This window comes from Arthrobacter bambusae, from assembly GCF_030812595.1.
Lineage (GTDB): Bacteria > Actinomycetota > Actinomycetes > Actinomycetales > Micrococcaceae > Arthrobacter > Arthrobacter bambusae_B.
In genome coordinates this window covers 33,297-44,921 of the sequence record NZ_JAUSSZ010000014.1, presented here as the reverse complement: position 1 = coordinate 44,921, position 11,625 = coordinate 33,297, and the positions used below count along the sequence as shown (strand labels likewise).

12 protein-coding genes are annotated in these 11,625 nt (G+C 61.0%); 3 read left to right on the top strand and 9 right to left on the bottom strand.

The genetic code is table 11. The annotated features are described in order from the left end of the window. Positions 1–98 precede the first annotated feature (98 nt). The gene (locus J2S96_RS16560; protein WP_306865827.1) at positions 99–1,508 is read left to right on the top strand and encodes an O-antigen ligase family protein; all 1,410 of its coding nucleotides are present in this window, start codon (positions 99–101) and stop codon (positions 1,506–1,508) included. Between the two features lie 52 nt (positions 1,509–1,560). Here J2S96_RS16560 and J2S96_RS16555 read toward each other — a convergent pair whose 3' ends face one another. The 4 genes from J2S96_RS16555 to J2S96_RS16540 all read right to left on the bottom strand — a co-directional run bounded on the left by J2S96_RS16555 (position 1,561) and on the right by J2S96_RS16540 (position 3,963). After that, on the bottom strand, positions 1,561–1,818 hold the full coding sequence (locus tag J2S96_RS16555) for a hypothetical protein (protein ID WP_306865825.1): 258 nt from the start codon (positions 1,816–1,818) through the stop codon (positions 1,561–1,563). A 30-nt stretch (positions 1,819–1,848) separates the two neighbouring features. Continuing rightward, the gene (locus tag J2S96_RS16550) at positions 1,849–2,037 is read right to left on the bottom strand and encodes a hypothetical protein (RefSeq protein WP_306865823.1); all 189 of its coding nucleotides are present in this window, start codon (positions 2,035–2,037) and stop codon (positions 1,849–1,851) included. Between the two features lie 478 nt (positions 2,038–2,515). Continuing rightward, on the bottom strand, positions 2,516–2,794 hold the full coding sequence (locus J2S96_RS16545) for a hypothetical protein (RefSeq protein WP_306865821.1): 279 nt from the start codon (positions 2,792–2,794) through the stop codon (positions 2,516–2,518). 251 nt (positions 2,795–3,045) lie between these two features. Further along, positions 3,046–3,963 (bottom strand): LysR family transcriptional regulator, encoded by a 918-nt coding sequence (locus tag J2S96_RS16540; RefSeq protein WP_306865819.1) that lies wholly within the window; start codon positions 3,961–3,963, stop codon positions 3,046–3,048. A 119-nt stretch (positions 3,964–4,082) separates the two neighbouring features. Between J2S96_RS16540 and J2S96_RS16535 the strand changes: the two genes are divergently transcribed. Both J2S96_RS16535 and dctA read left to right on the top strand, forming a co-directional pair. Continuing rightward, a complete protein-coding gene (locus J2S96_RS16535) occupies positions 4,083–5,213 on the top strand; it encodes a PrpF domain-containing protein (protein ID WP_442319938.1) in 1,131 nt (376 codons plus the stop codon). A 56-nt stretch (positions 5,214–5,269) separates the two neighbouring features. Then, the gene (gene dctA / locus J2S96_RS16530) at positions 5,270–6,583 is read left to right on the top strand and encodes a C4-dicarboxylate transporter DctA (protein ID WP_306865815.1); all 1,314 of its coding nucleotides are present in this window, start codon (positions 5,270–5,272) and stop codon (positions 6,581–6,583) included. A gap of 165 nt (positions 6,584–6,748) precedes the next feature. Here dctA and J2S96_RS16525 read toward each other — a convergent pair whose 3' ends face one another. From J2S96_RS16525 to J2S96_RS16505, 5 genes are all read right to left on the bottom strand, one after another. Continuing rightward, a complete protein-coding gene (locus J2S96_RS16525) occupies positions 6,749–7,294 on the bottom strand; it encodes a YdcF family protein (protein WP_306865814.1) in 546 nt (181 codons plus the stop codon). Between the two features lie 160 nt (positions 7,295–7,454). Then, the gene (locus J2S96_RS16520; RefSeq protein ID WP_306865811.1) at positions 7,455–8,480 is read right to left on the bottom strand and encodes a hypothetical protein; all 1,026 of its coding nucleotides are present in this window, start codon (positions 8,478–8,480) and stop codon (positions 7,455–7,457) included. A gap of 20 nt (positions 8,481–8,500) precedes the next feature. Continuing rightward, a complete protein-coding gene (locus J2S96_RS16515; RefSeq protein ID WP_306865809.1) occupies positions 8,501–10,090 on the bottom strand; it encodes a polysaccharide deacetylase family protein in 1,590 nt (529 codons plus the stop codon). Positions 10,091–10,127: 37 nt separating this feature from the next. Next, positions 10,128–11,402 (bottom strand): glycosyltransferase family 2 protein, encoded by a 1,275-nt coding sequence (locus J2S96_RS16510; RefSeq protein ID WP_306865807.1) that lies wholly within the window; start codon positions 11,400–11,402, stop codon positions 10,128–10,130. Continuing rightward, the gene (locus J2S96_RS16505; RefSeq protein ID WP_306865805.1) at positions 11,399–11,545 is read right to left on the bottom strand and encodes a hypothetical protein; all 147 of its coding nucleotides are present in this window, start codon (positions 11,543–11,545) and stop codon (positions 11,399–11,401) included. The genes J2S96_RS16510 and J2S96_RS16505 overlap by 4 nt, the downstream gene beginning before the upstream one ends. Positions 11,546–11,625 lie beyond the last annotated feature (80 nt).

Sequence of the window (11,625 nt, the reverse complement as noted above, 5' to 3'; positions counted from 1 at the left end):
GGTCTGGCGGCTCCTCCGTACGTGGGCACACGCGATGTGGCAACCTACTTCTGGTGTGGGACGGTAGAATCGCTGCAGGTCTCAACACTGGGGGAATCATGACTGCAACTTCTGTGCTCTTGGGCGCTTTGGCGACTTCGGTTGCATTCGTTGTTGTCGCAATCGTGCTGACGAGCAAGACCGGCGCGTCGAAGCATCTTTTCCCATCGCTTGTTGTTTACTCCGTGACAGCGTTGTCAATTGCTTCCTCGGTGGTCAGCCCGCGCTTGACAAGCACATCAACCACAGATGTCCTCGCGAACCCTGCGGGAGATGCAGCCGCGAAAGTAGCGACGATCGGGGCAATAGCCATCTTCGTGATCGCAGTAATGCTGGCAATCGTCCGGAAAATCCCGATGGCCATGTCTCCGATCGCGTGGTCTTTGATCTCGTATGGGGCCGTCGGTTTTTTCTCGTCGCTCGCTAATGCTCAGCCGTGGGAGCTTGGTATGACATACACGTACCTCCTGGTGGCAGGTGTGGGTATTGGTGCGACATGGACCTTCGCCGAGGCGCTTCCAGTTATTCGGAGGTGTCTTCGCGCCTATATTTGGTCCAGTCTTGCGTTGATGATCATTTCCCCATCCCTCGCGTTTTGGGACGTGCAAGGCAGGGAACTGTTCGGGTTCAAACAGCTGGCTGGGGTAACGACACACCCAAACGGCCTAGGCACCGTGGCCGCAGTGGCAATCTTTGTTGAACTGCTGCGTGCGACTGGGCGCCGGCGATTCATTCCGTTAAATCTGGTCGCAACGGTCGTCGTCCTACTGCTAACCCAGTCACGTGGGGCATGGCTTGCTGCCGTCATTGGGGCATTCTTCTGGATTATCGGTCGAGCGAAGAACTCGTCAGTCAGGCTTGCCGCACCCCTTGTCGTTGCTGCAATCATCGCGTCGATAGCGTTTCAAGATGTCATCTTGGGAGCGCTCGAGGAGACAACTAACCAACGAGATTTTTCGACATTAAACGGACGGACAGACATTTGGACCCAATCTCTTGTCCCCCTTTGGGGCAGCCCGTTAATCGGTAGAGGAGCTCTTGTCTTCGACACTCGCTTCCGATGGGACGCACTTGGGCTAAATATTGACGCAGGCCATTCAAATGCCCACAACCAAATCATCCAAACGCTAATCGAGCGCGGATTCCTAGGCTTGGTCATTCTCGCTGTCTTGCTCTGGTTGATGTTCCGTGCTGCTTGGCGCCAGCCCATAAGCTATAGAGGGCCGATATTGGCAATGCTGATGGTCTATGTCTCGAGATTTGCCGTCGAAACTCCGCTTTACTTTTCTAGCGCGTCGCTTAATACGGCCATGATGCTGCTGATCGTTACTCTCCTGACTGCGAACCATGGACCCACTGGACCCGAACCGCCCGGCCACCAACGCGAGCTCTCATTGGGCCGTCCCCCTCGCTTAGTTCAGACGCTCAGTCGACAGCCTTCCCGCGCTGCCGGTAGCCAGCGGCTATGAATTACGCCATAGCAGTCCGAGACAGTACCACTCGCACGGTGGCGCAACAGTTTCAGAGAACTTCGAGCCACTTTCCTGGTCTCAGAGAGTTGAGCGGGCCGCTGGGTGGGAACTCGAAACATTTGCCCGGTCCGGACGTCATGCCGGTCCACACACTGAACCAGATGACGTTGCCAAGATGGGAGCCGCCTTGGAACGCCAGATAGGACTCGAAAAGGCCCCGTCCTGTGTACTGGGCTGAAACGAAGAACACCGCGTAGAAACCCAACAACCAAGGAACCACAGCTGCCAACACGATGATCGCCTTCACAGCTCGGGCCTTCGATCACGAAGATCCCTCTTACTCATTGCCCGTTGGCGGAGTACTTGACTCCCGGTAGGCGTGCATCATCGGATCGGTGCGATCAAGCGCGGCTTCGCGTTCTTGCGCGGCCCTCGTTCGCCGGTGAAGAATCACTTCGTTGATCACGTAGGAAACCAGGACCACCGCGGGTAACAGGATTCGGATCCACAGATCCCAATTGGTCATAAAGAGGGGCGCCAAGGAGGCAGTGAAGATCGGTGGATGGGCACAACGGTACCATTTCACGATTGCCTTCTCTCTAGCGGCCTTGGCCAGGGCTTTCCTAGACGGACGCGGTCCTAGTACGAGCCTAGGTTCGCGTTAAAGCACTGAGTGGTAGATGACCGCGAATTGAGTGGCATATTGCCTGCCAATGAGTGTTGACCCGTCGACCACTCAATTTCGTGCCAAACACCACTCAATCCGGGAAAATCGCCACCTAATGGAACCCCGCGAGCCGTAGCGTTCTTTGTGGGGTCTCTCCGTCCCCCGGATGGTCCGCCCGATTGTCAGCCCCCCTGAGCACCGGGCGGAGGACTTTGCCTTGAAGACCTACTTGGCAAAGTCTGTGGCCGGCCAACTTGCATTGGCCGGCCACACCTTCCGACAACGGGAAACGATCACCAAAGAGCATGGTGGCGCCGCAGGCCCCCACTGTGCCTTCTTACTCGGTTTCCTTCTGGGGCGGGAAAAGGGTTGGAAAGTGGTCTCGAATAATGTGAGCTGCAATACCGAGGGCCACGAGCGATGCGCCGAGCGGTGCCAGTCCGAAACGAACCAGCGACACGATGAAGTCGATCAGCAGAGGACCCACATTCCCGCTGCTCCCTCGCTGAAGAGAGAACGTCTCCGCGAGCAAATTTGTGGCCATCGTTTCAAAGATCACTCCTCCCGCGATGATCAGCACGCCAACAGTGAGCAGCCGGTTTCTTACGTGGTCCATGCTTTCCCCCTCAAGCCCGACTCTTTGGACCAACACCGGCGTGTGCCGGTGCGGCTGAAAAGAGGCTCGTTAGAAGAGAAAGACAGACAAGGGCTGAGGCAGAAATATGTAGTCTTCGCAATTGAAGCTCCTATTCATATTTGTGCTCCCCTGAGCGCGACTCGCGTCGTCCCCAGACCCTACAGGCTCATGGACTTCGCCGGAAGGGGCCGCCTTGAACACGAGACTTGCCAGCCCGCCGCCGTCGTACTCTAACCGGCCTTTACGGCGCGGGTTCCCTTGGCGGTGGAGCGGAACACCGCCGCGGCTTGCTGGCCGGCGGGACTGAGCCTGCGGTTGGCGAGGTGTGCGAGGAGGATCCTTCGCGCCGGCGCTCCGGCGAGCGGAACGGCGACGATGTCAGGGCGGAGCGCGCTGAGCGCGAGTTGGGGAGCGAGGGCGATCCCGATTCCCGCGGCCACCATGCCCTGGGTCTCCTGGTAGTCGTTCGCGGCGAAGGCGATGCGCGGCTCGAAGCCCGCGTCCCGGCAGACGCGGCGCAGGACATCGGCCACGGGGTGCTCATCGCGCACGATCCATTCCTGGTCCCGCAGTGACTCGATCTTCACCGAACGGCGCGCCGCAAGCGGGTGCTCGCTGGGTACCAGAAGCACCGTTGGATCGTTCATGAGCGGAACCAAGGCAAGGTCTTCGTCCTCGACGCGCTCCCAGGGGTAGTCCCACAGGAGCGTGAGCTCGATGTCCCGTCGCCTCAGGCCCTCAAGGAGACCGGCTCGCCGCGCGCTGACCACGGTGACCGCGACGTCCGGGTGGCGTGCGCGGAACGCGAGTACGACGTCCGGCATCAACGAGGCGCCCACGGTGGGGAACGTCCCCATCCTCAGCTGTCCCCGCCGGAGGCCAGCGAACTCGCCCATCTCGGCCCGGGCAGCCTCGATCGTCCTGTCGATGTCATCCGCGTACCGCAGGAGCGCTTGGCCGGCATCCGTGAGCACCACTCCCCGGGGATGCCGGTCGATCAGCGCGACTCCCACCTCGTGTTCGAGCTTGGCGATCTGCTGGGAGACAGCCGAAGTAGTGAAAGAGAGGGCGGTCGCGGCCGACGTCAGTGAGCCGTGGCGCCCCACCTCACGCAGCAGGTGGAGGCGGTGCAAATCGAAGTCAGCCATGCTCCGAGTTTAGCAAAACTAGACACTCATCGATATTCCTGTGATTGTGCTGAACGCTCGGAGGTCGGATCGTAGAAGGAACAGACGCCGCACGGCGTGAGGGCACGACGAGTAAGGAGATGGCTGTGCAACTTCGCGGTCACTGGTACCGAGGCGGCACGAGCAAGTGCTGGCTCTTCGATGCGGAAGACGTGGCCCAGCATGCTGGGAGCCGCGAGGAGGTCCTCGGGCTGCTGGCCGATGCATTCGGTGCGGCGGATGCGCGCCAATTGGACGGCGTCGGGGGAGGAACGTCCACAACGTCCAAAGCCGCGATCATTACGGCGACTCCTCACGGTCCGGCCGATTTGGACTACCTCTTCGCACAAGTCGGGATCGGTGACGCGACCGTGGAGCTGGGCTCCAATTGCGGGAACTGCGCGACGGCGATCGCCCTCCACGCAGTGCAGGCACGCGTCGTCCCCACGAACGACGGCGTGACGCAAGTCCGCATGCGCAACCTCAACACGGGAGCCGTGCTCACCGGAAGGATCGCGACGCCGGGCGGCCGCGTCCCGACGTCGGGCTCCGCCAGGGTTCCCGGCAGCACGGCGAGCGGCGTGCCCGTAAGCCTGTCCTTCCACGCCCCTTGGTGTGGGACGACGGGAGCGGCCCTGCCAACAGGGAACGTGGTTGATCGGCTCGCGGTCGGCAAAACCGCACTCACCGCAACCATGGTCGACGCAGGGGCTCCCGCGGTTCTCATCCCCGCGGACGAGGTGGGCATCGACTTGTCGACGATGACGGGCAACCTCGGCGAGCATCTCCCGCTGCTTATCGCCACGAGGGCCGCGGCCGCCGTCGCGATGGGCTTGAGGTCACCGGAAGATCCGCCGCAGAACGCGGTGCCGAAGGTCGGCGTGGTCGCCCCTGCCGGTGACTACATCGCCGCCGACGGAACGAAGATTTCGGCGGACAGCCACGATCTGCGGGTGCGCATGCTCTCGATGCTCGCGCCGCACCCGGCGATCGGCCTCACCTCTGCTGTGGCGGTCTCGCTGGCTGCAGCTTTGCCGGGATCGGTGGCCGCGGAGGTACTGGCGGCCTCGGCGCCCGCCGGTTCGCGGCTGCTTCGCATCGGCACGCCAGCCGGCGTCGTGAGCACCGAAGTCGTCACCGACGACGCCGGTCACGTCACCGAAGTCGCCCTCCACCGGGCGGCCCGCCACCTCGCGGTCGCCGACATCGACGTCGCGCGATCCGTGGCCTAGCCCCTCAACCCAGCCCCTGTCATCATTGATCGGGGACTCATCAAGGAAGTTGTTCAATGAAGATCAAATCCATTCTCGGACACCTGTATGTCCAGGTCCTCATAGGCGTCGGCCTCGGCATCCTCGTCGGCGCGCTCTGGCCTGATCTCGGCGCTTCGCTCAAGCCGCTGGGCGATGGCTTCGTCAAACTCGTGAAGTTCATGATCGCCCCGATCGTCTTCTGCACCATCGTCAGCGGGATCACCTCGCTCACCGACACGAAGAAGGTCGGCCCGACCCTCCTCCGGTCGCTTGGCCTGTTCTATGCCCTCACGGCCGTTGCCCTCGCGCTCGGCCTGGCCGCGGTCATGCTGTTTCAACCGGGTGCGGGGATGCACATCAACCCCGCCCACCTCGACTCCTCGGTCGCGTCGAAGTACACCAGCCAACTGCCCAGCAGCAACCCAGTGGACTTCATTCTCAGCATCATCCCAACCTCCTTCGTTGGAGCATTCGCGGACGGCGACGTCCTCCCCGTACTCGTCATCGCACTGTTGTGCGGTTTCGCCTTCAGCAAGCTTGGTGCTCCGGGGCGCCTCGCGCTCGATATCGTCAACAGCTTCAACAAGGTGCTGTTCGTGGTGTTCGGATTCCTCATGAAGGTCGCGCCCATCGGGGCGTTCGGCGCGATTGCCTTCACAGTTGGCAAGTACGGTGCCCACTCAATCGGGAACCTCGGGATGCTCATCCTGGCCTTCTACGCTGCCTGCATCGTGTTCGTGGTTGTGGGCCTGGGCCTCGTTGCCAGGATCGCCGGCTTCAGCCTTTGGCGCACGCTCCGCTACTTCAAAGACGAATTCCTTATTGTCCTGGCCACCTCATCCAGCGAGCCCGTGCTTCCGCGACTCTTGTCCAAGCTTGAGCGGATCGGCTGCGAACGCGGAGTGGTGGGGCTGGTTGTCCCTACCGGCTACTCCTTCAACCTCACAGGAACGTCGATCTACCTGACCCTGGCCTCGATGTTCATCGCCCAAGCCTGCGACATCCACCTGAGCTGGGACCAGATCCTCCTGATGCTCGGCATGATGCTCTTGACGTCCAAGGGCGCAGCCGGTGTCACCGGGAGCGGGTTTGTTGCCCTGGTGGCCACTTTGACGGTCATGCCAACCCTTCCCGTGGCCGGAGTTGCCCTCATCGTCGGCATCGATCGCTTCATGAGTGAAGCGCGGGCCCTCACCAGCACCGTCTGCAACATCGTCTCGTGCATCGCGGTCGCCAAATGGCAGCGGGCGCTCAACATGGAAACCCTTCGTTCCGAGCTCAAAGCAGGTTTTGTGCCCGCCGAGGGGGAGAAAGTCCAGATTTCCAGCGAGCCCGCGCTGGTGCACTGAGTCTTTCCACTGAGGGATTCCGTAAGCCGCACCGTGCTCCTTCCTGCATACCCATCGCAACAGGTAGCCCGAAAGCCGGGCGCAGGGTGAACCGGTGCCAATGAGGCGGGGCAGCAATTGCTGCCCCGCCTCATCATTTTCGGCTACCCATCAATCGCGAGCGAGTCAGCACTCCGGGTGGATAGCAACCTTGACGAAAGCCGCGGTTTGGTAGAGGTACTGATAGGCCCATGAGTACGTCGGATTGGTCAAGGAGACCAAGGGTAAACCGGTCCGGTCCGCGACCATATGCAGCCCACCTTTGTAGCAGCGGTCCACGATCACGCGCGCCCGGGTCACGTGGAACTGGGCGGTCAGGACGTCCGCGCTCTTCCAGCCGTACTGGTTCGACAGATCCCTCAGCGTCCGCGCTTCGCCCTGGGTGGTGAATGGCTCAGGCGTGAAGCAGATGACCCGGTACGGGCGGACGCTGTTGCAAACATCCGCTGTGAATCTGCCGTCTTTTCCCGTGGGGCTTGAGACCGCAAGGGTGGGCGCGTACCCCTGCTGCATCAGTTGCTCGGCGTAGCCCATGCGTCGATCGGGAGGCCCGAGCACGAACAGAACGTCCGCGTGAACAGGTTCCTCGGCAGGTGGTGCCACGTACAGGAAGATCCCGGCAACGGCCCAGGCGATCACCATGGCACCGACTACAACGAATCCCCGAAGCACCAGCCGCTTCTTCCGCCGGGGCGGTGCGGACTCTGTTTCAGAATTGCGGAGAAGGGTCATACCGTCCTCTAACCAAAGCGGGATGCGGGGCGGCAGCGCTGCACTGGTTCCAAGAGTACTATCCTCCCCATCCCAGGGAGGGGCCGGTGACAGCGGACTGCTACCACCCCTCGTTCGGGCAAACGCCGACGGATTCCCGCACGCCCTCCCGGAGTGAGTCATTGTTATAGGGGCTTTCGACGTTACTCAAGCTGGATATCGTCCACGCATACCAAGCAACCCCTTGGGCTCTTGCTGCGCAATATGCTTTCGCTTGGATCACCATCTGGGCGGTACCCGGAGGGTAAGTGACTGCGCCTTTATCCGCTTTTTGTCCGGCCCATGCTTGCCCGACGCCGAGCAATGGTTGGCGGGACGGGTCCCAGCCATGCTGGGTCAGGCTTGCCTCCATTTTTGGCAACAGTTGCTGCATTGACCAATCGATGGCGGATGGCGCGGACTCGGTACGTGTGCGTGAATCCGCATAGACATACGGCGCCACCATGTTGCATCCCTCGGGGGTGAAGTTCTCTGCCAGACCGGGTTCCCAGAAATCGTCACCGTTTGGTTCGAGGTTGGCGCTGAATCCGCAGATCGCCGGGTACTCCGTTGGGATGAGGGCACGGATGTCAGAAAGTACCGTGCGCAGGCTCCCGAAGTCCCAGTCGGGGGTGTCGTCGAGTACCCAGTATCCAGCCACGAGCGGATTATTCCGATCCCGTTGAACGAGGGCCCGGACATCGGTCAGTAAATTCGGAAGCGTATAGCCGGGATCCGGGCCGCAATAGTCGCCTGGGGGAGCCCCGGACGGTTTGGGCGCCACGGTATGGGTCCGGGTGCACTCGTAGGCGGAAACCAGATCCGAAACCTCACCGCTGACCACCCGCATGTGCCTGTTCGATAAAGCCGTTCCCAGTGAGCTGCTTGGCTGGGGCGCTGCACCGTAGAGGAAGGCCACTGTAACGCCGGCCGATGCCGCGGAGGCCACAAGTTCCGGGGTCTCAAGATTCCACCCCCCTCGCAGGTTCCTGCCCAACGGGCGGCTCGGAGTCGCCGCATTGGTGGTCGGGTCTGAGGAACCCGAGAGGAGGAACGCTCCTAGGACGAGGGTAAGAATCGCTTGCAGGAATGAACCGGACCTTGTCACAGGCCGGACACTACGGGCCATCAGGGCGCCAAATCGGCAAGCGAGCGGACCCTTTTCTGCGTTGTGCGACGCCAGCATAAGAAACCTAGCGTCGGGACCACCAGCATGGCGAGTAGTGCCCCGCCAGCCAAGCTACCGAATGCAGAATCGGATGGCAGCGGGATACTGGCGGCGGGCTCCCCGGCCGTCCCACCGTTGGCGTTGACGGCTGTCAAAGCGTAGTCGTCGGTGGTCAGTGTTCCGGCGGCCGCAAGCTGTAGTCCAAAGCTGAGTCGTGTGGCTTCCGGCGGAAGGGGCGGTGTCTGCCACTCCGCCTGCTGCCACGTTGAGGACGGGGGAGACTGAGGGGATTCAGCCCAATACTTCCACGCGCCGGAACTTATCCGATAGAAGACCAAAATCCGAGTGGGCGCCGATGACGTGTACCAAGCACTTATTTTGTATGCCTGGCCCGGGGTGACCGCGGGCGCACATGAACCGTTGTCTTCCCGAATGATCAATTTCTGATCGCCCGAAGTGTACTGCGGCATGGTCACTCGCTCTGCCCAGCCTCCAGAGTGCGCCGTAGTTACCCGGGCCCAGGACGCAGTGTTGTTGCCGTACCCACTACTTGTCCAGCACTGGCTGTCGACTGCCGACGCGGAACCGGTACCGTCGTCAGCCGGAACCTCAAGCGAGGAGTTGACGAGTTGGCCAGGAGGACGCGTATCCACTGGTCCGGACACCACCGGCTGTACGTTCCCTCCAACTACCTGTGCGACGGTTTGGACCGCCATTCCACTGCCAGCCTTTGACTGAATCCAGTTGAGCAGGGTTTCAAAGTCAGCAGGGGAGATGGCCATATCCGAGCAGGCATCGCAGACATCGTGAAAGACGAGCGGAACCCATCCGCCCCCGTGCGTCGCAGCGTCGGTAATCTGTTGCTCGATGTCTGAAAGGCGTGTGGTGGTAACCACGGGAGACGCAGTGCGGACCTTGTACGGATCATCTGCTGGAGAGGACTCCGCGTAAGGACATACGGACTCGCAGCTGCCGACGAAGCCGCCTTCGGACCGGGCACTGTTATATCCACAGTTCTTGACGATCGTTTCAGTTTCAGCCTTGAAACCGTCGAAAGGATATGCAAACGATGTCACTCTAAGTCCGTGGGCGGCGAGGGCGACGCGGTCATCGCAGATCTGGCGTGCCTGTTCGGGCTGGTCAAGCTTATCGAGGTGCCAATGGTTGACCGTGTGGCCGCCGATTTCGTTCCCGGCGGCCTGAAGTGCGTCTATTTGTGTCCAGGTAAGTCTGCCCGGCTGGTCCACGAGGCCGGTCGGGATATAGAAAGTGCCGTGCATGTTGTGTCGAGCCAAGGCGGTGCCGGCGGCCTCGACGGAGGCGAATCCGTCGTCGAACGTCAGCGAGACCACGGTATTGTTCGGCGCTATCGTCTCCGCGAGGGGAGCGACCGGAGGTGCGGCCGTTGCGTGAAACGGGGACATCACCACCACAAGCGCGGCGCATAGAACGCCCCGCGTCAGGATCCGGGCGGCTCGATTCGCGCGTCCGTTGCCCGAAGTCCGGGCTAACGAATAACGGCCGGCCGGACTCGATTGCTGCTTCCACATAGGTTCTCCCTCTCTTGAGTCTGCGGAGTGACTCGTTCTAGATCTGCTGCGGAGAGAGCGCGGTAGCGTCGAGTTCGCGTGTCTGCCAGCGATTATCGAAGAGTTTTGCCAGCGCAATGTAGCGGATTGGAGTCAGAAGAAATACGTTGAGGATTATCGCGCCCGGTGTTCCAACGAACCAGCACAATAGCTTTTGGCGCATTGACAAGTTGGGCCGTCCAATGAGGTAGAGGGCAGAACCGGCGTAGCGAACGATTACATACGCTCCAATGTAAATTGCCAGAACGTAGCCGTGACCGGCATAACGGCCACCCAGCGAAAGCACAGTTTCAGTCAATATGTACAGGGCAATCGCAGGGGTGATGAGAAGCTGCATCAGCCCATAAAGAGGGCTCAGAAGCTTCTTGGGAGTCATGTGCCGGAATACGTAAGGCAGCATCCACCACCAGGACCTTGCCCAGCGCAACCTTTGCCGGTAAGTGCCATTGAGCGTGGTGGGCATGTCAGTCTCCACTATGGCTTCGGCGACGGCGACGACTTCGCCACGCCGCAACGCCCGGAGGGCCAGCCAGCGGTCATCCCCAGTGCCGCATTCCACCTCATATGCATTCAGGTGGTCGTAGAGCAGATCGCTGCGATAGAGGGCCAAGGCGCCGGATGTTGTTTCCAGTGCACCCAGCATGGACCGGGAGGCCCGCATCATCACGCATGAGGTACCGATGTCAATGTCCGCCGCCAGAGTCACCCAGCCGGCTCCGTGGTTGCGAATATAGATCATGCCCGTCGCGGCTTGGATGCGGGGGTTCGACATGGCCCGGAGCAAGTGCTCGCAAGCGTCAGGGTAAGGCGCGGAGTCGGAATCCACAGTCATGATGAATTGGTACTCGGATCTATCGAAGCGCCGCAGCACTGTCACCTGCGCGCCCCGCTTGCCTTTGTTTTCCTGTCGAAGCCAGGTAACGCGAGGATGATCAACGGATGGAATCACCGGCGTCCGGGAGCCGTCATCAATGACGACAATATCCACAGGGACGGTCTGCGCGAGGATGGCCATGACGGTCTCTTTGAGGGCCTGCGGATCCTCGTTGTATGAGGGTACGATGCACAGGACCCGACCGGGCGCAATCGGGTTCTTCGTGTAGCGTCGCCCGATGACAAACGTGATGAGGCATGCCGCGATGACGCCGGCGCCCAGGTACCAATAGGAGAGCAGAACCACGTCGTGAGTCTGGTGATGGACCACCCAGGAAACGGCGCCAAGTGTGGCTACTACAAGTGCCGAGACTGCGGATCTGCCGAATATGTTACTCATTTGTCCGTCCACCAGCCTTTCCATGCGGCCAGCAGTCGGTAGGTCACTGCGCCGCCTACGGATAAAGAGAAACCTGTCAAAATAATCCAGTCGAGCAGACCAACAGCCTCTGATTCCGCGTTGGCGACGTAATTGATGAGCATGGGCGTATTTCCTCCCTGAATTGGGCACAAGGCCATTGGGAAATTGATGACGAAAGAGAAAAGCGCGGCGGCGCGTGCAG

Coding starts and splice junctions, on each gene's coding strand:
- J2S96_RS16545 (WP_306865821.1), bottom strand. CDS start 2,794: ATGGACCACGTAAGAAACCGGCTGCTCACTGTTGGCGTGCTGATCATC.
- J2S96_RS16535 (WP_442319938.1), top strand. CDS start 4,083: ATGGCTGTGCAACTTCGCGGTCACTGGTACCGAGGCGGCACGAGCAAG.
- dctA (WP_306865815.1), top strand. CDS start 5,270: ATGAAGATCAAATCCATTCTCGGACACCTGTATGTCCAGGTCCTCATA.
- J2S96_RS16550 (WP_306865823.1), bottom strand. CDS start 2,037: ATGACCAATTGGGATCTGTGGATCCGAATCCTGTTACCCGCGGTGGTC.
- J2S96_RS16515 (WP_306865809.1), bottom strand. CDS start 10,090: ATGTGGAAGCAGCAATCGAGTCCGGCCGGCCGTTATTCGTTAGCCCGG.
- J2S96_RS16540 (WP_306865819.1), bottom strand. CDS start 3,963: ATGGCTGACTTCGATTTGCACCGCCTCCACCTGCTGCGTGAGGTGGGG.
- J2S96_RS16505 (WP_306865805.1), bottom strand. CDS start 11,545: ATGCTCATCAATTACGTCGCCAACGCGGAATCAGAGGCTGTTGGTCTG.
- J2S96_RS16560 (WP_306865827.1), top strand. CDS start 99: ATGACTGCAACTTCTGTGCTCTTGGGCGCTTTGGCGACTTCGGTTGCA.
- J2S96_RS16510 (WP_306865807.1), bottom strand. CDS start 11,402: ATGAGTAACATATTCGGCAGATCCGCAGTCTCGGCACTTGTAGTAGCC.